This window comes from Reichenbachiella faecimaris (genome assembly GCF_900176375.1).
Taxonomy (GTDB): Bacteria; Bacteroidota; Bacteroidia; order Cytophagales; family Cyclobacteriaceae; genus Reichenbachiella; species Reichenbachiella faecimaris.
Window position 1 is genome coordinate 1,018,673 of sequence record NZ_FWYF01000002.1, and the last position, 19,772, is coordinate 1,038,444.

Genomic DNA, 19,772 nt, shown 5'->3' on the forward strand with positions numbered 1-19,772 from the left:
AATTGATTATTTTTGCGGCAAATTTAATCAGAAAGAATTCTAACCCAATTCGTCGCCTAAGATACAAAAGGCTCGTATATCTAGTATGACAAAACTGAGTGTAAACGTAAATAAATTTGCTACCATCAGAAATGCACGAGGTGGTAACAATCCTGATTTGGTAAAAGTGGCTAAGGACTGTGAAAAATTTGGAGCACAAGGAATTACCATTCACCCAAGGCCAGATGAAAGACATATCACCACGGATGATGTCTATCAGTTGAGTGAAGTAGTAGCTACTGAGTTTAACATAGAAGGGTATCCTGATGAGCGATTTCTGAAAATAATAGAAGAAGTCAAGCCAACTCAGGCCACTTTAGTGCCTGATTCTCCAGAGGTACTTACTTCTAACGCCGGATGGGATACCATCAAACATGCCTCATTTCTTCAGGACACAATCCAGAGAATAAAAGCTGCAGGAGTACGTGTATCCATTTTTATAGACCCCGTTCCAGAACGAATCGAAGGGGCGGCTAAAGTGGGTGCTGATCGAATAGAACTGTATACAGAGGCTTTTGCTACTGGATATTTAAAGAATAAAGAGACAGCAGTTCGCCCATACGCCAATACAGGCAGACTGGCTAAAGATTTAGGGTTAGGTGTAAATGCTGGCCATGATCTTGATTTGAATAATTTGAAATATTTAAAAGAGCAATTACCATTTATGGATGAAGTTTCCATTGGGCATGCCTTGGTTTGTGATGCATTGTACTATGGGCTGGAAAATACAATCGAACTGTACAGAAGGGAATTGCAATAAATGGAATTATTAAACTATAAAAGATTCGGCCAAGGTCAGCCATTAATCATTCTTCATGGATTTCTGGGGTCACTCGACAACTGGCTGACATTGGGAAAACGGTTTGCAGCAGATTATGAAGTCATTCTGGTAGATCAGAGAAATCATGGTAAATCATTTCATTCTCATGAGTTTGGATATGATGAAATGGTTGGTGATTTAGAAAGCCTGATTGACTCATTGGAGCTTGAAAACCCCATACTTCTAGGGCATTCTATGGGAGGGAAAACGGTTATGCAGTATGCAGCATTTCATCCTCAAAAAATTCTTAAATTGATTGTGGCGGATATAGGGCCAAAGGCCTACCCTGTCCATCATGATCGGATTTTAGAAGGGTTGAAAGCTATCCCTGTCGAAAAAATAGAATCACGGCAGGAAGCAGATGATGTTTTATCCAAATATGTGGAATTTGAAAGTACGCGTGTATTTCTGCTCAAGAATTTAAAAAGAACAACAGAAGGGTTTGATTGGAAAATGAATCTCCCAGTCCTTTGCGACAAAATATCTGAAATCGGGAAAGAACTTAGCTATCATTTGCCAATTGAAACGGGCACATTATTTATCAGAGGGGGCAGTTCTGATTATATCCCAGATGGAGATTGGGAGGACATTGAGGAAATTTTCCCGAATGCTGGATTAGCTACAATAGATGGTGCGGGACATTGGCTTCATGCAGAAAGCCCAGACAAATTCTATGAGCTTGTGATTAACTTTCTGGCATGAGCGAAAGAAAACTATTTATGATCCCTATGGTAATTGCTGATAACACGGAGCAGGATGTAATCAGTGATCAGGTCAAACATGTCATTAAGTCATTGGATTATTTTCTGGTGGAAAATGTGCGTACAGCGCGCAGGTACATCAGCAAGTTACGACTAGGGCTGACTATAGAGGAGTTGGAATTTGATGTGTTGGATAGAAAAACTAAACCCGAGCAGGTAGAGGCGTTTTTTGCGAAAACCAAAGGAAAAAACATTGGAATACTTTCAGAATCAGGCTGTCCTGGCATAGCAGATCCTGGAGCAGTGGCGGCATCTGTGGCACATAGACAAGGCTTGAGAGTGATTCCCTTGAGTGGCCCATCCTCTATTTTTATGGCCTTGATGGGATCAGGGTTCAACGGTCAGTCTTTTGTTTTTCATGGCTATGTACCCATTGACAAAAAGGATAGAGAGCAGAAGATAAGAGAAATGGAAGATGCAGCTGCTCGGTTGAGACAAACACAGATTTTCATGGACACGCCCTATAGAAATCAAAAATTGTTTGAACATTTAATCAAGGTTTGCCATCCAAATACATTGCTATCTGTGGCCAAAGGAATCACAGGAGATGAAGAATTTATATCTACCAAAACCATTGGGGAATGGAAGCGAGTAAAAATTAATGTGCACAAAACGCCAACCATCTTTTCGCTTTATGCGTGAGGAATTAAAACCTTTTTTTAGATGCAAATCATTTAACCTAAATTTGCCGACTTCAAAATAGAAATTACATAGTACTATGCCATATTTATTTACATCAGAATCTGTATCTGAAGGACATCCAGACAAAGTAGCTGATCAAATTTCAGATGCTTTACTCGACCACTTTCTTGCATTTGATAACCAATCTAAGGTGGCTTGTGAGACTTTAGTTACGACAGGATTGACAGTTTTGAGTGGTGAGGTGAAAACAGAATCCTATATAGATGTGCAAACTGTCGCCAGAGATGTAATCAACAGAATTGGTTATACCAAAGGAGAATATCAGTTTGATGGCAATTCTTGTGGTGTGATATCAGCTATTCATGAGCAATCTCCAGATATCAATCAAGGGGTAGAAAGAGCCAGTGAAGAAGAGCAGGGTGCTGGAGACCAGGGAATGATGTTTGGCTATGCGACCAACGAGACAGAAAACTACATGCCATTGGCCTTACAGCTTTCACATATGCTTTTGATCGAGCTAGCTGCTTTGAGAAGAGAGAATGATGCGATCAAATATTTGAGGCCGGATGCTAAGTCTCAGGTGACTATCGAATACAACGACGATAACAAACCAGTGAGAATTGATGCCATTGTAGTATCAACACAGCATGACGATTTTGACGAGGAGCCAGCCATGTTGGCAAAAATAAAAGAAGACATTGTTAAGATATTGGTGCCGAGAGTGGTAGCCAAATTGAAACCTGAAAATCAGGCATTGTTCAATAATGATATAAAATATCACATCAACCCTACAGGAAAATTTGTAATTGGTGGTCCTCACGGCGATACAGGATTGACTGGCAGAAAGATTATTGTAGATACTTATGGAGGGAAAGGTGCACATGGTGGTGGTGCTTTCTCTGGAAAGGATCCGTCAAAAGTGGATAGATCTGCCGCTTATGCCACCAGACATATTGCGAAGAACTTGGTAGCGGCAGGAGTGGCAGATGAAATCTTAGTTCAAGTTTCTTACGCAATTGGCGTGGCCGAACCTATGGGTATTTTTGCGAATACTTATGGTACTGCTAAAGTGGACATGAATGATGGAGAAATTGCAAAAAAAATCACTGAAATCTTTGATATGCGACCAGCAGCTTTGATCAAACGATTGAAGTTGATGAACCCTATTTATTCTGAAACTGCCGCTTATGGCCACATGGGGCGTGCCTCAGAAATCAAAAAAGTAACCTTTTCTAGCCCAGCTGCGGCTGACGTTACACAGGAGGTGGAGACTTTTACCTGGGAGAAACTAGACTATGTGGATCAGGTAAAGCAGTCGTTCGGATTGTAATCTTCCCGAACTTTTTGCTATAAATTGCGATTACTACATTTGACTTATAAATGATAAGAATGAAAAAGGTAATCGCAATTTTTTTTATACTCCTTAGTGTCCAGTCCTGGGCACAAATCCTAAAACCTGCCACCTGGTCGATCAAAGTTTCTAATCCAACTGTACAAGTGGGAGAGGAAGTAGACCTGATCTTCAATGTAAAAATTGATGACAACTGGTATTTATACTCTACTGATTTCGATCCAGATTTGGGTCCCATGGTCACTGAGTTCGAATTTATTCCTCATGTCAGCTATGCAGTAGTAGATTCATTAGCTCCCATAGGAGCAAAAAAGAAATACGATGAGCTATGGGAAGGCGAGTATACCTACTTTCGTCATACGGCAAAATTCGTTCAGCGTGTAAAAATCCTTGCCAAAAACCCAGATATCAAGGGCAGCTATGCCTATCAGGTTTGTACAGACGTAGACGGAAAATGCATCCCGTTTGATGATGAGTTTGACTTTGGACAACTTATTGGGTCAAATACTGAAAAGACTTCTACCACACCCAGCAAAGAGGAGAACAAAGTAGAACAGACGACGGAGTCAGTGGCCAAAGAAAAAGGATTGCTTGATCAGAGAGATGTTAGTGATCCATACAGTCTTTGGGCATTTATGATTGCTGCTTTTCTCGCGGGTATAGCAGCCATATTTACGCCTTGCGTTTTCCCAATGATTCCTATGACTGTGAGTTTTTTCACTGGGAAGAAAAAGGGTCTAGGCGTCTTGTATGGATTGTCAATCATCATTATTTACACACTTATTGGATCTATTTTGGCTCCCTTTATGGGGCCAGAGACGGCGAATGAGCTGGCAACTAACTGGATTCCTAATGTCATCTTTTTTGCAGTGTTTGTCATTTTTGCCCTATCGTTTTTGGGGCTTTTTGAAATTACACTTCCAAGCAAATTTGTAAACAATGTAGACAAGCAGGCAGACAAGGGAGGTTTTGTAGGCGTGTTTTTCATGGCTTTCACTTTGGTGTTGGTTTCATTTTCATGTACAGGCCCCTTGGTAGGCACCATATTAGTAGAATCTGCAGGAGGATTAATTCTTAAGCCTATCCTGGGCATGTTTGCTTTCTCAATGGCTTTCGCTTTGCCATTTACTGTTTTTGCCTTGTTTCCAAGTTTGATGAGTAATATGCCCAAGTCGGGTGGCTGGCTCAATAGCGTCAAAGTGGTGCTTGGCTTTTTGGAGTTGGCGTTTGCATTCAAATTCTTGAGTATTGCCGATCAGGCCTATCACTGGAATTTGTTGGATCGGGAAATTTACCTTGCCATTTGGATTGTGATTTTTGCTTTGATGGGTTTTTACCTCTTGGGTAAAATTGAACTGCCAAACGATAGTAAAACTGAAAAAACCTCAGTGGGTGGACTGATTCTAGCTGTCATTACTTTTTCTTTTGTGGTGTATTTGATTCCGGGGATGTTTGGAGCGCCACTCAAGGCTCTTTCTGGGTATTTGCCTCCGCAGACCACCTTGGATTTTGATTTGACCTCAGTCAATAACTCCTCTGTAAGTACAGAAAGCACGATTTGTGAGGCACCCAAGTATGCTGATTTTTTGCATTTGCCGCATGGCATTCAGGGCTACTTCGATTATGAGCAGGCATTGGCTTGTGCCAAAGAACAAAACAAGCCCTTGTTCATAGATTTTACCGGACACGGCTGTGTAAACTGTAGAGAAATGGAGGCCAGAGTATGGTCAGACCCTCAAGTGCTTCAGCGACTCAAGGACGATTTTGTGGTAGTTGCCTTATATGTAGATGACAAAACAGAGTTGCCTGAATCACAATGGTTCAAATCCGAATACGATGGCAAAACAAAAAAATCTATCGGCAAACAAAACGCCGATTTTCAAATTACCCAATTCAATAATAACGCTCAGCCCTACTATGTCATCCTAGATACCAATGGAAAGCTTATTCCTCCAATTAAGGCTTATGACCTAGAAATTGCTAATTTTGTGGCGTTTTTGGATATAGCCAAAGCGGAATTTGAAAAAAGACAGTAATACAAGTATGCAGTTTTTGAAGAAGTGGAGTTGGAGTTTGGTGTTGTTTCTAGGGATCGTCCCAGCGACCATTTATTTTGCCTTTTTGTATCAGCCCATTCCTGAGGTGGAATTTGTAGAGGTACCTGTTGAAGATACGGTTCAGGCCTATATACCAAAAAAGTACTTTGGCATTAATGTAGACTCTCTTCAGATCGAAGAGGGTAGAATAAAACGCAATCAAAATCTAGCTGATATACTTAAGCCATTTAATGTGCCTTATGAGAAAATTCACAAAGTGGCTAAGGATTCTAAAAACGTTTTCGACGTAAGAAAATTTGTTTCTGGCAAATCTTATTCTATGCTTTACAAAGGAGATAGTTTGAAGGAAGCCACTCATTTTATTTATAGACCCAATTCGATTGACTATGTGGTGATTGATTTTCAGGACTCTGTGCAGATGTACCAAGCCAGTAAGCAAATCGAATTGAAAGAAACAGAAATGGTGGGTGAAATTAATACCTCATTGTATGTGGATATGTTGGAGGCAGGTGGAGATGCTGATTTGGTGAATAAGTTGGTGGATGTATTCGCCTGGCAAGTGGATTTTTTTGGTATTCAAAAAGGAGACAACTACAAGCTGATTTATGAAGAGCAATATGTGGACGATGAACTAGTAGGTATTGGGGAGATTAAGGCGGCCTATTTTGAGCATCTAGGAGACTCTTATTATGGATTTCGCTACGAGCAAGACAGTGTGGGAGTGGACTATTTTGACCATCAGGGACAAAGTCTGCGTAGAGAATTTTTGAAAGCACCCTTGAGCTTTACAAGAATCAGTTCTCGTTATACTGGTCGTAGATATCACCCCGTGCAAAAAAGATACAAAGCCCATTTAGGTACAGACTATGCTGCTCCAGTGGGTACGCCTATCAGAGCTGTAGCAGATGGCAAAATCATTGCTGCCAAATATCATAGATTCAATGGCAACTTTGTGAAGATCCAGCACAATGGAAATATCGCCACGCAATACCTGCACATGTCAAAAATTGCCAGTGGGATCAGATATGGCAAAAAAGTGAAACGTGGTCAGACCATTGGATTTGTGGGTTCCACGGGATTGGCAAGTGGTCCTCACCTTTGCTATAGATTCTGGAAGAATGGTGTGCAAGTAGATGCACTCAAGGTAGACTTACCACCATCAGCACCTATTTTGGCTGAGCATATGGCTACCTTTGATTCTGTAAGACTTGTATGGCAGCAACGTCTGGATCAAATGAATCTCCCTAAAGTAACTGCTGACAGTGTGATTTATGCGAGCATTAGTCATTGAGACAGATTTGTTTTTCATATTTTGGTTATTAAGTTATTAGACTCCCATTAACTTATATAATCAATTACCCAATAACTTATTAACCAATGAATTACGATAAAACTCAAATTTCGGATCTGATTAAGAATCGTAGATCCGTCTTCCCTAAGAATTATTCAGGAGAAAGGGTTTCTGACGAAGTGATCGCAGAAATGCTTGAGAATGCTAATTGGGCGCCGACCCATAAGATGACAGAGCCATGGAGATTCACCGTTTTTTGTGATGAAGGGATAGAGGCATTCGCCAATTTTCAGGCTGAGTTGTATCTGAAGACGGCAGGAAAAAAACCTGACAAGGACAAAGTAAAAAAATTAAAATCCAAGCCCTTGATGTGTTCTCATATCATTTCCATTGGATTGAAAAGAAATAAATCAATTCCCAAAATGGAGGAGATAGCCGCTGTGGCTGCTGCTGTACAAAACATGCACCTGACCGCTACTGCGCATGGCGTAGGTCTATACTGGAGCACAGGCGGCGTGACTTATGATAAAAATGCCAATTCTTTTTTCGATCTGGGGGAAAAGGATTTACTCATGGGCTTTCTCTACATCGGCATGCCTAAGTCAGGAAAATGGCCCAAGGGCAAGCGAAAGTCTATTGATAAAAAGGTGAAGTGGGTGGAGAAATAGCTATTTCCAAATAATCACCTACCTGTGATTATTCCATCGCTGGTTTTGTCACTCACAGTAAGTTAAGTAGAGGAAGTCTCCTTCAGAGAAGGGCAAAGAACAGCTTTCCGCTCTTGTTTAAGGTAGAAATAGCTGCTATTTTATTATCTATAATCAACATTCTAGTAATTACAGAATTTCCACAAAAGAGTATATACACCTTTCCTTTGTCGGGAATTTCTAAATCTTCATCAAAACTCTTCAGTCTTTTACTTTCCTCAAGAGTCAAAATTTCAACACGATCATCCAGAGATTTGCATCCGTTTATTTCATCTTGGACTGATTGAGCTAAAAGACTAAATAAGGACTCTCGTTCTTGTTGTGCTTCAACCTCTTGGTTTATAGAGGAGGCAAAAATTCCTTTTTTACTAAATTCTTCTAAGGTGATGTCCTGGTTGGAGGTAATCTCATTCAGGAATGACTGAATAAGCTCTTGATCATTTATATTTTGACACATGCAAGTAGTACCAAATAAATAAGTTAAAATGACAATAATTATAATATTTTTCATAGGTTTTTATTTAAGGACATGATCCAGAGTTAGTTGGGGCTGTTCCTCCTAATTTGAAATTGTTTGGTTGTTGTAAGGTAGATAGGTCAGCGGCCAGCGTCTTTTCATTTTTGACTTTAGGACTAAAAGCTTTGCCCCACACAATTAATCAGCGGCTTTTCATCTTGAGCTAAATAAAAATCTATCTTGATAGAATCACCTGGGTTGACCTGAAGAAAGTTAGTTTCTATATTTGAAAAACCTATTGACTTAACGATTACTTGATAGTTAACTTCTGAAGGTTTTATTTTAATATAATAATCACCTTGCATACCGCTTGCCACCTCGCTACAACCAAAAGTGATATTTTATACCATAGGATAAAGATTGCTATTTGTAGTGTCAACTGGTTGAACTTTTCCGCATATATAAGCAATATCAGAATTGGTTGAACTTCGCAAGTTTGACAATACATATCCACCATTGTTATAAGTTGACTGAAAGTTGCCCGTTTTACCAAGACAGCCTAGTAACAATAGCAATGGAATAAGTTTAATATTTGCTTTCACGATTCTTAGTTAAGCTACCCGCATAATGGATTATCTAAGAGAGATTGGTATTGTGCCTACCTGATTCCAGAGATCATCATTTTTAACTAAAATAATTACCTGCGCCCCTCCACATTCGATACCACAGTGAACTTCTTCATACAGGAGGGCTATATGCCCACTCTTTGAGAATAAAGGCTTTGAAATCTCATAGAGCGGCATTTTGGGGAATAAATTTTTCTTGTTTCTTGTACCTTCGACTTTATTTTTTTCGACTAACACGATTTTATCTGAAAGAAATGATTTATTAAATCGATCGGTTTTGGTTTCAGAAATTTGTTTCTCCATGTAGCTCAATTCAGATTGTGTGATGTTTAGATTAATTTTTTGTGAGCCAAGATTATAGGTTGATAGTTTTTCATTAAACAAGTCGAGAGTAAAAAAACTTTCCAAAACCTGTTTGTTGTTCAAGAACAAGACTGGTCTTTCTACCAATTGAATTGAAGATTCTTTTTCTAAGTAGATTTGGTTTATAATCTTGTAAGCCGAATCCTCACTGTGAGATTTGCAAGAGGATATAGTAGTTAACAAGAATAGAAAAGTACATATAGCTTTCATAAACAGATTTATTTTTAGTAGGTTTTTGAATCAATAAATTAGCAACCAGGATCTTTTCCTTTTTGAGCTTTCGTCACATTGTTGAGATTTTTGCCCGTAAGTTCTATCGCATTCCTATTTAATATTCGACTTTGATCGGTTGCACTTAATGAGTTAAATGAGTTTGTTTCATGTAATCCACCCCATGCCATGTCAAATTTAATCTGAAGGCCTAGAGCTTTGGGGTGAAATCTATATGCGCTGTAGAGTCTTTAAGTAAGTATAAACTGTCCTCTGTAGAAGTCTTCTTTTGTCTATCATTTATTATTCTAGGTTTATATCCTAGTTCCCAATATAAAGTCTATAATCTGATAATTTTCCATCAACTAATATGTTAAAGGTGCCATTCTTTTTCCCAATCGGCCGGTAAATAATGTTGTCTAAAGGCAATACTAGTTTTGCACATTAGACTAGCGTATATCAGACCTATACTTATTTGGATTTAAGCGTTTAAAAGAAATTCACCACAAGGTAGGTCGCCAAAATAATGAAAGCTAGATATCCCCACGGGTAAACTAATTTGTTGTAAGATTTGATATCAATAAATGTGATGATCAAGAGAGCAAAAAAACTAGTGATAGCAGGAATCACAACTATATAACCATTTAAATAGTTGTAATACCTTACAATTAATATTGCAAAAAAAGTAAGTGTAATTCCAAAGTAGAATATTATTTCAATCAATTTTTTCATATTAATTACAGCCTAGCTCGCTAATTTGTTTCTTTCCTAAAAGTACGTCTCGGACTTTCTCTCCTTCGGGCCAGTAAATGATGTTGTCTGAGGTAAGATGGATATTTGCAAATTGAACTACCAAATACCTTGATCTTAATATAGACATGAGTGCTTAGAAGTAATTTACCACAATGTAGGTCGCCAAAATGATGATGGCTAAATAGCCCCATGGATAAACTAATTTTTTGTAAGATTTAATGTCAATAAATGTGACGACTAAGAGAGAAAAAAAACTAGCGATAGTAGGAATTATCACAATGTATCCATTCAAATAATTATTGTACTTTACAAAAAGTGTTGCTAAAAATGCAATAGAAATACCTACATAGAATATTAGCCTCGTCCATTGAAAATTATCCCGAGTGATATCGTTAATTATAATGTAGAGGTATAACGATATAGGAAAGACTATCATGCTGATTAAATTAATGTACATGAAATTTTGACTAATAATACGATCTGATATTGTCATTGAAGCAATCAATGTGATTAAAAAAACTAAACCAACCGTGATAAGTATGTAGCGTAATGCTCTCTTTATAATATTCATAATTTTTCTCAGTTACAGCCTAGCTCACTAATTTGTTTCTTTCCTAAAAGTACGTCTCGAACTTTCTCCCAATCGGGACGATAAATAACATTATCTGACGATTTGGGAGGCATGGATGACCCCTCATGATTTTCTACATAGTTATGTACTTTATTCTTCAGGCTGTTCCAAAGAGCATCAGGGTCGTCAAATCCACCACCTAAAAAATTTTCAGCAATGGTAGCATCGAATGCACTTGTTATTCGATCTACGGCTCTGGTATAAAAAGTATAAGTACCATCGCTATTCGCAATGATGCCAAACTCTCGGTGTCCACTTACGGGATGTTCACCGTCAAATTCTTGAGAAGGCCAATAAGGAACCTCAATCGTGGTGAATATCCATTTGGAAGAAGACCGATAAGAACAAATCACAGAACCGTCGCCTGGGCCACCTGGAATGTTGATGTGAAGTATAGCTCCTTCGGGATTATTGGATAGCCACAATGCAGATTCGTCTGTTCCAGTTATAGTGGAAGGGCTAAAGGACGAATAATTCGTATTGACAAAGTCGTTGATGTTTTTTCGAATGTAGTTCAAAAATTGAGTAGGTGTGAATCTTTCATTAGAACCAGGTTTTTTGGGAAGTGTGTTGATGGTCACGGGAAAATAATCCATGTTTACAACCGCACCAGAAGCATCCTCAATGTCTTGGATATTAAAGTCTCCAAAATTATTCGAGTTTAATGTATTTAATTTATCTATTATTTCTTCTGCTGGCGCATGTTGCACAAGGTTTTGCCAATGCTCAATTTGATCACAAAATTCAAGTAAGGCATAAGGATCGTTCTCTAGTTTGATCTTCAAAAATTTTAATATAAGACTCAATACCTCAGCATTAATATTATTTTCATTCTTGGTTTGGTAAGGCCCATTGGTTACCCGGAGGCCTTGTTCTGGGGATTGATTTGCGGTTGTATTTGATACATTTACCGGACAATAGGAGTTAGTGGTGCTGGTACTAGTGGCTACTTTGATGCTGGTATCCACATAGCTGCCATTGACATACCAGTCCGTATAGGTAGTGGCATAGTTGACGGTGGTGACTTGCCCACAGCTATAGCTACCGCCTCCAGATCCACTTCCTCCTGGGTCGCCTCCCGTGCCAGGGTCGATATAGGTTGGTTTTTCTAGTCGGGCGTTTGAGCTTTCGTCTTCAGGCTCTTCCAGGTAATGGATATAATCCGTTCTAGCCATATCCTCTATGTATCCCATAACCATAACATGGTCCGTGGTGAAGTATAATATGAGTTTGCTTCCGCTTGTTTCAAAACTTTGAAACAAAGGAGTATTCGAAACAGCGTGGTCTTTGTAATCACTCAAATCCACCACGGCTTCTATGTAGTAGTGGTATTCGTTGTCTCCGACTGGAAACGCGATTAGTTGATATTCCTTGGCCTCAAGTAGCACCCCATCTTTCTGCCCTTCTTTGATCATATAGCCAAACTGGTCATGATCCAAGGAAATGGGATAGCTGTAGACTATACCAGTATTGGTTTTGATCTTTTGATAATCAGACCAGTCTACGGTCATTTGATTCATGTCAAGTCCGACGAGGTGCCCAATACCGTCTTTGTTTTGAGTTTGAAAAGCCAATTGCTGGTTTACTCTGGAAGTGTTGATTTCGGATTGTTCCTGACAGGAGATAGCCAAGATGGCCATTAGCCCAAGGGCTGATATACCCAGGATTTGGAGACGCATGTAATAATGGTTAGGTCAATAAAATATTTATATCTCAAATCTAAGTAATCAAACCATTGAAGCGAGCAGAGAAAAGATGAAGAACTGCTCGTTTGTCGTAGTGAAGACCAAATTGAAAGATTATTTCCAAATAATCAATTCCCAACGATAAGCCCAACGCCAGGTAAGGGAGTAGTTTTTGATGTCAGCCATTTTCAAATAATTTTCTAGTTCTTCTCTGACGAAAGAACGCTCAACAGATAATACCGAATCGTATTGTACCATCTCAGATTTAGACCAGTTGGTAATCAAATGTTTGGTGAAGAGGTAAGACACCCAATGACGATGAAGGTCATTGATCACGATGCCCAAGCTGACTTGTCCTAAAATTTGCTTCAGCAATTCTACTATTTCTTCCTCTTGCAGGTGATGAAAAAACAGACTGGCATGTGCAATATCAAACATGCTTTCTCTAAACCTTTCGCCAAGAATATTTTCTGAACTAAAGGAAATATTGGAGTGTTTCCTGCAGTTTCTTTTGGCATAGTCTACAATGTACCCATTGGCATCTATTCCAGTTAGCTTCAGGTTTTGGTTGTTTTTCTTTGCCCATTTGGAGAATAGCTTCAAAGTGTCTCCTCCCCCACATCCCAGATCCACGATTTCATATAACTGCTTTGGGTTTTTGGCCATCAATTTTTTCACTGCATTTAGTGAAAGTTGATCTCCTCCCAGGTAAGTGTTGATCTGATTTAGTTCTCGAAGTGTTTGGTCTACAACCTCTCCATGGCAAAAGAAATCATCCATAATTTCTTCCTTCAATGAACGCTGATTTAGAAATTCAAACATAGATTAGGTTGTTTTAAACAATAAGCCTTCAAGCGTCAGCCCAGGGCCAAAAGCAAAGGATAAGATTTTTTTATTGGGTTGTGACTTTAATTCTGACCATACTTGCTTGAGCACAAATAGCACAGTAGGTGAAGACATATTTCCGTGATTTTTTAGGACTTCATAGGCGGCTAGATTTTGCTCTTTTGTAATACCCAATTGATTTTCGATGGCTTCTAAAATTTTCTTGCCACCAGGATGAATGGCAAAGGCATCTATATCAGCAAGTGATTGATCGATCTGTGCCAGCATTTTTGAAGTCAATTGTTTAATGCCCCCTTCAATGATCTTAGGTACATAGGTGGTCAATGCCATTTGAAAACCAAAATCACCAATTTGCCAAGCCATATCGCTCTGTCCATTGATAAACAACTGGCTGGCAGAGTGGATGACTTCAAGTCCAGAGTTATGTAGGGGTTGCTCGCCAGATACTACCAATGCTGCGGCACCATCAGCGAATAACGAGTGGGCCAGCAGATTATCTTCAGTTTGGTCTTTTTGTAGGTGCAGGCTACAGAGTTCCACGCTTACGATGAGCACTTTCGACTTTTTATGGTTGTCACAAATCTCTTTGGCCATACCTATGGCATTCATGGCGGCATAACAACCCATGAAGTTGAGGCTGTTTCTTCTGATATCAGACGATAAGTTCAGTGCCTTGATCAAGTCCACATCGAGTCCAGGCGCATACATGCCTGTGCAGCTTACTGTAATCAGATGTGTGAAGGTTGAAAAGGGATGGTCATTGCCCAAACAATCAGTAATGGCAGAAATCGCCAGAGGAAGGGCTTTCTCTTTGTAAATGCTCATCCGCTTTTGCGTACTGGGAAAAGGTTGGAGATCAGATTGATTAGAGTAAAAAGTAAAAGTGCCTAGCTTCTTTTTGTAGTCATCCAAAATGGAATATCTGTTTTGGATACCTGTGGCACGATAGAGTACTTTGACTTTTTTATGATCTGCTGGGTTGCTGGTCAGATGATCACACATAAACTGCGCAAGATCCTCTTGCGAGTAGCGATTGGCCGGATTGGCTGTTCCTATAGCTGTGATGAAGGCTCCCATTTTTCTAAACTGGAAAATAAAGAAATTTTCGGGATTCGAACGAATTAATAAAATGGTAGAATGGGAAACGGATTAGCCAGGCATTTAATAAATTGTTACCTTATGCTTTTGCAATGACCAAATCCACCTTTTTACATCTGCGTTTCCCATTTTCCTTTTTTCTGCTTCCAGTTTTTCTTTTTGCTGTGGCAGTTTCTCAGCCTACAGACTGGACTCAGCTCGCACTGGTCTTTTTTGTCCTTCATTTGCTCCTCTATCCAGCCAGCAATGGATACAATTCCTACTTTGATCAGGATGAGGGAAGTATAGGAGGTCTGGAGCATCCACCAGAAACTACAAAGAATTTATATTATTGGTCATTGATACTAGATGGAGCAGCTTTGCTGTTGGCTTTGCGAATTGATTGGAAGTTTAGTTTCATGCTTTTGATCTATGGATTAATGTCTAAAGCCTACAGCCACCCCTCTGTCAGGTTGAAGAAACGACCCGTGCTAGGCTGGTTGGCAGTAGGTCTCTTTCAAGGCTATTTCACCTTCTTGATGACCGTGTATGGGACTACTTTGACTTCATTTGATGCACTAATGACATGGGAATGGCAATGCCCCGCACTACTAAGCAGTTTGCTGCTTTGGGGCAGCTACCCTATGACACAGGTCTATCAACATGAGGAAGACCGTGAGCGCGGAGATATGACTATAAGCTTGAAACTCGGCATATTAGGTACCTTTTATTTTACAGGAGTCTTCTTTACAGTGGCCACTTTGGGTTTCTTTTTGTATTTCAGGGCAACCTTTTCTGATCAGATGGGTCTGTTGTTTATTATCTTCCTAATTCCAGTGACTTTATATTTTTTCAATTGGTTTTTGAAAGTAAGAAAAGACGAAAGCCAAGCGGATTTTAGACATACTATGCGATTAAATTTTGTCTCGGCTTTGATGTTAAATCTGTTTTTCTTGATTTTTGCCTTGAACCTCTAACAGACTTCATGTCTCATACATTGGATCAAAACCATCTCGATCAAAACTTCAAAGTACTCTATTTCGAGTATTATGCGACAGCACAGCGTACGGCTATGTATGTTTTGAAGCAAGCGGATGCTGCAGAAGACGTTGCTCAAAATGTATTCTTAAAACTTTGGGATAAACGTGATCAATTGGATCAACTCAATAATCCTAAGGCATATATCATTCAGATGGCTAGAAATGGTGCGTTGGATGTCATAAAAAAGGTGGCGCACTTGAGTGAGGAGCATATACCTCTGGTGTTTGAGGAAGAATTCGCAGATGAAAGTGTCGAAAATGAAGAAATGCGGCAGGCCATTGAAAAAGCAGTGGCCGAACTAAGTCCCAAATGTAGATTGGTATTTTCACTCAGCCGATTCGAAGGACTCTCAAATTCTGAAATTGCCGAACATCTAGATGTTTCTATTCGCACAGTGGAAACACAAATTTCCAATGCACTCAAATCTTTCCGTACTGACCTCAGACATTATTTTGTTGAATTTTTGGGGTGGGTCATATTCGTTGCTAGCCAATCTATCAGCTAGGTTCTTTACTTTTTTTCTTTGGTCTTTACGTGTTTGGTTTTTTAGATCGTCTTTGTATTGAATCCCAAAGGTAAAAACATGAAGAATCAGAAATTTTTCGACTTATGTACCCAAGAGCTATCTGGCGCCATATCTAATGAAGATAAGTTGGCGCTGACCAAATATTTGGAAGAACACCCAGATCAGTTAGATGCCTTCAAAGAACTGCAACAACAATGGGAAATCAGTGGGCAGCTTAGGCTAAAGTACAAAGCAGACCCTCAATTGGCTTGGGAAAAGTTTTCTGAATTGAAATCTGACCATGAGTCTAAAACTGTTCGTTGGATTCATTTCGCAATTCGTCTGGCAGCCATGGTGGTTCTTACTGTAGGATTAGGCTTTCTGATGAGGGAGTTTGGAAAATCAGAGCCCTATCATTATGCCACCTTTGAAGGGGAAACAAAATGGATTACACTCTCAGATAGCAGTCGAATTCGACTCAATGAGTCTTCTCTACTCACGGTAGCTGCAGATTTCAACGAAGATGACAGGAATGTTTCGTTAGAAGGTGAGGCATATTTTGAAATTGCCAGAGACGAAGCAAGACCATTTATTATTCAAACCAATGAAGCTACAACTCAGGTACTGGGAACTGCCTTCAACATTCGCGCGATAGAAGAAGAGCCAAAAGTTGAAATATACGTGGTAAACGGCAAAGTGTCATTTACGGCTAATGGGTCTGAACTCATTCTTACTCAGGGTATGGCTGCCAATTTTGATAGGACGAGTGACTTACTATCACTCGATTCGGAAGAGCTCAATGCTTTGGCTTGGCAGTCCAAAACACTCAAATTTGAAGACAGTCCATTGGACAAAGTCTTTGCAGCTCTTCAGAGCTATTTTAAGGCAGACATGGTCATCACGAATGACAAAATAAAAAACTGCCGTTTCACAGGAGAATTTAAGAAACCCAAACTGAAAGAAATTTTGAAGGTGATATCGATTTCTACCAATGTCACCTATACGGAAGATAATGGCCGTTTTATCATCAGTGGAGAGGGATGCGCCATTGAAAAATAGTCAAATACTCAAAACTCAAAATCAAAACTAATGTACAAATTAATTGGCATGGCAGTACTTGGACTGCTGGCTACAAGTAGCTTATTGGCACAAGAAAGACCTGACCTTAGGATCAATACGTATTTTCATGAATTGCCCTTGGAACAGGTGCTGGGTTATTTCGAGGAGCAGTCAGATTACACCTTTTCCTATAGCTCTAGCGCTATTCCTGTGGATGAAAAGGTGACCCTAAAGGAACAAAATATTTCTTTTTGGACTGCACTGGATGAGTCGCTCAAATACTTGCCTGTAACTTATGAAGTGGTTAACAAAAATATTGTATTGAAGTACAATAAGCTGACTCAGACGATACGTGGAACCATCCTGGACAAGGATACCCAGCAACCCATATTTGGTGCTACTGTATTTGTGGTAGGCTCAGATCCTTTGATTGGTGCTACCACAGATATGAATGGTCGCTATAGAATGAATAGCGTACCCGTAGGTAGACTCACGTTGCGCTACGACTACTTAGGATATGAAGAAAGTGCTGTCTCTAATGTGTTGCTTGGTTCGGGCAAAGAACTCATTTTAGACATGCAACTGATAGAATCTGTGATTAAAATGGAAGAAATAGTAGTGAGTGCAGCAGGTATTGGTTCTCAGCCACTCAATGAAATGGGTATGATCAGTGGACGCTCGTTTACCGTAGAGGAGACCAAAAGATACCCCATCAGTATAGGTGATCCTATGCGCCTGGCATCTTCCTTTGCTGGTGTGATGGGCACGGACGATGATTCCAATGAAATCGTGATAAGAGGAAATAGCCCTAGAGGAATCCTTTGGAAAATGGAAGGAGTGGAAATTCCAAACCCCAATCACTTTTCGACTGAGGGTTCCTCATCAGGTGGTATCAGCATGTTCAGTACTCAGGTCATTTCAAGATCGGATTTTTATACTGGAGCTTTTGCACCCATCTATGGCAATGTGCTTTCTGGCGTATTTGATATTAATCTGAGAAAAGGAAATAATGAGAGGCATGAGCATACCATTCAGGCTGGACTATTGGGAATAGACCTTTCTTCTGAAGGACCTATTAATCAATCTTCTGGAAGTTCATATTTGTTCAATTATCGATATTCTACACTATCCATATTGAGTGATTTAGGGCTAGTAGAGATTGATGAAAATGAGAAAAACACCTTTCAAGACCTAGCCTTCAAACTAAATTTTCCAACTGAGAACTTGGGTACATTTTCTGTTTTCGGGATGGGTGGATTGAGCAAATATTCCCGGACTGGTGAGAGTTTTAGAGAGGATGTAGAAAAGTACAATATGGGCGTCATTGGCTTATCCAATGATTATATTTTGAACAGTAGCACTTTTATCAAAACGAGTCTATCTGTATCAGGTACAGAAGTGGGAAATGATGAGTATATAAAATACCAACAGGACACCATACGTGTGGATTATAGCAACAAGGAGTCATTTAAGAAAAGCTTTACTCGTGGGTCTATCATTCTCAACAAAAAATTCAACTCCAGGCATATAGTAGAATTGGGGACTGTCATCAGTCGACTGGATTATGATTTTGTAGAACAGGAGCATAACGTCAATAACGAAGACCCTTTTGTGGACTTGGTTTTATTCGATGACGAAGGAGCTTCGGGTACGCAACAGGCTTTCGTATCATGGAAATTTAGAATTACAGAGGAGTTGAGTTTGGTGAATGGCCTGCATTATTTCAGATTTGGTTTTACTGGAGAAGATTCTTGGGAGCCACGCTCAAGTTTGAAATGGCAGTTTAGAGAAAATCAATCCATAAGTGCTGGGTTTGGCATGCACAGTCGACTGGAGTCACTAGAATATTATTTAGGAAATTTTATTAACCCTGACGGTTCCACCATTGATCACAACCCGGATTTGGGCATGTCAAAGGCCAATCATTTTGTATTGGGTTATGATCGTGTGATAAGTCCAAATTTATATTTCAAAACAGAAATTTATTATCAGTATTTGTACAATATACCCATTTCTAACGATCCTCGATTTGGGTGGTATTCTTCGATCAATTCGTCAGATGACTACTCTACTATTCCATTGGACAATGAAGGTAGTGGAATCAATTACGGAGTTGAAATGACGCTGGACAAGAGGTTTTCTCAAAACTACTACTTCATGGTCAATGGATCTATATTCAATTCTAAATACACAGGAGGTGATGGGATCGAGCGGAATACGAGGTTCAATGGCAATTATACCTATCATGCACTTGGAGGCAAAGAGTGGAAAGTTGGCAAAAATGGCAGAAACAATATCATTGGGCTAAGTGCCAAAGTTTCCTATGCAGGTAACCAAAGACTGATACCTATTGATCTTGAAGAATCAATTAACCAAGGTGTACAAGTCAATGATTTTGAGAGAGCCTATGAGGAAAGTGCACCAGATTTTTTTAGAATGGATCTTCAATTTAGTTATAGAAGGAATAAGCCAAAGTCCACTTCTGAATGGCGTTTAGATTTACAAAATGTAACGGGCCGAATGAACTATGGAGCGCAGTATTATTCGAGTGGTTTAGAAAAAATTGTTCGAGAGGGTCAATTTGGATTAATTCCTGTGTTGAGTTACCGCATTGAATTTTAGACAATTTTATTTTCTTATTGATTATCACTTTAAAATTTGCTTAAATTTGCCACCCAAAATAGGAATTCGGGATGTGGCGCAGTCCGGTAGCGCACCACGTTAGGGACGTGGGGGTCGCAGGTTCAAATCCTGTCATTCCGACTAGAGAAGATTGAGGCAGTCAGCAATGGCTGCCTTTTTTTGTTCAACGTTAATCCCGTTTATGTAAATAAATGAACATTAAAATGAT

16 protein-coding genes and 1 tRNA gene are annotated in these 19,772 nt (G+C 39.5%); 12 read left to right on the forward strand and 5 right to left on the reverse strand.

What is annotated here, in order from left to right:
- Nucleotides 1-85: 85 nt before the first annotated feature.
- From B9A58_RS12155 to B9A58_RS12185, 7 genes are all read left to right on the forward strand, one after another.
- Nucleotides 86-799 (forward strand): pyridoxine 5'-phosphate synthase, encoded by a 714-nt coding sequence (locus tag B9A58_RS12155; protein WP_084373110.1) that lies wholly within the window; start codon nt 86-88, stop codon nt 797-799.
- Nucleotides 800-1,561 carry an alpha/beta fold hydrolase gene (locus B9A58_RS12160; RefSeq protein WP_084373111.1) on the forward strand — a complete coding sequence of 254 codons (762 nt, stop codon included), beginning with the start codon at nt 800-802 and terminating at the stop codon, nt 1,559-1,561.
- Complete coding sequence (locus B9A58_RS12165) at nt 1,558-2,262, forward strand: SAM-dependent methyltransferase (RefSeq protein ID WP_084373112.1); 705 nt, start codon at nt 1,558-1,560, stop codon at nt 2,260-2,262. The genes B9A58_RS12160 and B9A58_RS12165 overlap by 4 nt, the downstream gene beginning before the upstream one ends.
- Nucleotides 2,263-2,338: 76 nt before the next feature.
- Nucleotides 2,339-3,592, forward strand: coding sequence for a methionine adenosyltransferase (gene metK, locus B9A58_RS12170; RefSeq protein ID WP_084373113.1), 1,254 nt, complete (start codon nt 2,339-2,341; stop codon nt 3,590-3,592).
- A 59-nt stretch (nt 3,593-3,651) separates the two neighbouring features.
- Nucleotides 3,652-5,649, forward strand: coding sequence for a protein-disulfide reductase DsbD family protein (locus B9A58_RS12175; RefSeq protein WP_084373114.1), 1,998 nt, complete (start codon nt 3,652-3,654; stop codon nt 5,647-5,649).
- Entirely contained in the window at nt 5,633-6,961 is a 1,329-nt protein-coding gene (locus tag B9A58_RS12180) for a peptidoglycan DD-metalloendopeptidase family protein (protein WP_084373115.1), read from the forward strand. The genes B9A58_RS12175 and B9A58_RS12180 overlap by 17 nt, the downstream gene beginning before the upstream one ends.
- An 86-nt stretch (nt 6,962-7,047) precedes the next feature.
- On the forward strand, nt 7,048-7,629 hold the full coding sequence (locus tag B9A58_RS12185) for a nitroreductase family protein (RefSeq protein WP_084373116.1): 582 nt from the start codon (nt 7,048-7,050) through the stop codon (nt 7,627-7,629).
- 82 nt (nt 7,630-7,711) lie between these two features.
- Here the strand turns inward: B9A58_RS12185 and B9A58_RS12190 are convergent, their stop codons facing one another.
- The 5 genes from B9A58_RS12190 to B9A58_RS12225 form a co-directional block, all read right to left on the reverse strand.
- Nucleotides 7,712-8,179, reverse strand: coding sequence for a hypothetical protein (locus tag B9A58_RS12190; protein ID WP_139793860.1), 468 nt, complete (start codon nt 8,177-8,179; stop codon nt 7,712-7,714).
- 578 nt (nt 8,180-8,757) lie between these two features.
- Entirely contained in the window at nt 8,758-9,054 is a 297-nt protein-coding gene (locus B9A58_RS20215; RefSeq protein WP_139793861.1) for a hypothetical protein, read from the reverse strand.
- A gap of 1,602 nt (nt 9,055-10,656) precedes the next feature.
- Nucleotides 10,657-12,387: a hypothetical protein gene (locus B9A58_RS12215; protein ID WP_084373122.1), complete on the reverse strand. Its 1,731-nt coding sequence runs from the start codon at nt 12,385-12,387 to the stop codon at nt 10,657-10,659.
- A 120-nt stretch (nt 12,388-12,507) separates the two neighbouring features.
- Nucleotides 12,508-13,215 carry a methyltransferase domain-containing protein gene (locus B9A58_RS12220; protein ID WP_084373123.1) on the reverse strand — a complete coding sequence of 236 codons (708 nt, stop codon included), beginning with the start codon at nt 13,213-13,215 and terminating at the stop codon, nt 12,508-12,510.
- A 3-nt stretch (nt 13,216-13,218) separates the two neighbouring features.
- Nucleotides 13,219-14,316 carry a type III polyketide synthase gene (locus tag B9A58_RS12225; protein ID WP_084373124.1) on the reverse strand — a complete coding sequence of 366 codons (1,098 nt, stop codon included), beginning with the start codon at nt 14,314-14,316 and terminating at the stop codon, nt 13,219-13,221.
- A 113-nt stretch (nt 14,317-14,429) separates the two neighbouring features.
- On the opposite strand from B9A58_RS12225, the gene B9A58_RS12230 reads away from it, so the two are divergent.
- The 5 genes from B9A58_RS12230 to B9A58_RS12250 all read left to right on the forward strand — a co-directional run bounded on the left by B9A58_RS12230 (nt 14,430) and on the right by B9A58_RS12250 (nt 19,684).
- Nucleotides 14,430-15,293 carry a UbiA family prenyltransferase gene (locus B9A58_RS12230; protein ID WP_084373125.1) on the forward strand — a complete coding sequence of 288 codons (864 nt, stop codon included), beginning with the start codon at nt 14,430-14,432 and terminating at the stop codon, nt 15,291-15,293.
- 8 nt (nt 15,294-15,301) lie between these two features.
- Entirely contained in the window at nt 15,302-15,862 is a 561-nt protein-coding gene (locus tag B9A58_RS12235) for an RNA polymerase sigma-70 factor (protein ID WP_084373126.1), read from the forward strand.
- A 78-nt stretch (nt 15,863-15,940) separates the two neighbouring features.
- Nucleotides 15,941-16,921, forward strand: a complete 981-nt coding sequence (locus B9A58_RS12240) for a FecR family protein (RefSeq protein ID WP_084373127.1) — start codon at nt 15,941-15,943, stop codon at nt 16,919-16,921.
- A gap of 30 nt (nt 16,922-16,951) precedes the next feature.
- The gene (locus B9A58_RS12245) at nt 16,952-19,543 is read left to right on the forward strand and encodes a TonB-dependent receptor (protein ID WP_084373128.1); all 2,592 of its coding nucleotides are present in this window, start codon (nt 16,952-16,954) and stop codon (nt 19,541-19,543) included.
- Nucleotides 19,544-19,610: 67 nt separating this feature from the next.
- Nucleotides 19,611-19,684, forward strand: a tRNA-Pro gene (locus tag B9A58_RS12250).
- Nucleotides 19,685-19,772: the final 88 nt, after the last annotated feature.

Excerpts from the sequence above, each read along its gene's own strand:
- B9A58_RS12155 (WP_084373110.1), top strand. The coding sequence starts at position 86 with ATGACAAAACTGAGTGTAAACGTAAATAAATTTGCTACCATCAGAAAT.
- B9A58_RS12160 (WP_084373111.1), top strand. The coding sequence starts at position 800 with ATGGAATTATTAAACTATAAAAGATTCGGCCAAGGTCAGCCATTAATC.
- B9A58_RS12165 (WP_084373112.1), top strand. The coding sequence starts at position 1,558 with ATGAGCGAAAGAAAACTATTTATGATCCCTATGGTAATTGCTGATAAC.
- metK (WP_084373113.1), top strand. The coding sequence starts at position 2,339 with ATGCCATATTTATTTACATCAGAATCTGTATCTGAAGGACATCCAGAC.
- B9A58_RS12175 (WP_084373114.1), top strand. The coding sequence starts at position 3,652 with ATGAAAAAGGTAATCGCAATTTTTTTTATACTCCTTAGTGTCCAGTCC.
- B9A58_RS12185 (WP_084373116.1), top strand. The coding sequence starts at position 7,048 with ATGAATTACGATAAAACTCAAATTTCGGATCTGATTAAGAATCGTAGA.
- B9A58_RS12190 (WP_139793860.1), bottom strand. The coding sequence starts at position 8,179 with ATGAAAAATATTATAATTATTGTCATTTTAACTTATTTATTTGGTACT.
- B9A58_RS20215 (WP_139793861.1), bottom strand. The coding sequence starts at position 9,054 with ATGGAGAAACAAATTTCTGAAACCAAAACCGATCGATTTAATAAATCA.
- B9A58_RS12215 (WP_084373122.1), bottom strand. The coding sequence starts at position 12,387 with ATGCGTCTCCAAATCCTGGGTATATCAGCCCTTGGGCTAATGGCCATC.
- B9A58_RS12220 (WP_084373123.1), bottom strand. The coding sequence starts at position 13,215 with ATGTTTGAATTTCTAAATCAGCGTTCATTGAAGGAAGAAATTATGGAT.
- B9A58_RS12225 (WP_084373124.1), bottom strand. The coding sequence starts at position 14,316 with ATGGGAGCCTTCATCACAGCTATAGGAACAGCCAATCCGGCCAATCGC.
- B9A58_RS12230 (WP_084373125.1), top strand. The coding sequence starts at position 14,430 with ATGACCAAATCCACCTTTTTACATCTGCGTTTCCCATTTTCCTTTTTT.
- B9A58_RS12235 (WP_084373126.1), top strand. The coding sequence starts at position 15,302 with ATGTCTCATACATTGGATCAAAACCATCTCGATCAAAACTTCAAAGTA.
- B9A58_RS12240 (WP_084373127.1), top strand. The coding sequence starts at position 15,941 with ATGAAGAATCAGAAATTTTTCGACTTATGTACCCAAGAGCTATCTGGC.
- B9A58_RS12245 (WP_084373128.1), top strand. The coding sequence starts at position 16,952 with ATGTACAAATTAATTGGCATGGCAGTACTTGGACTGCTGGCTACAAGT.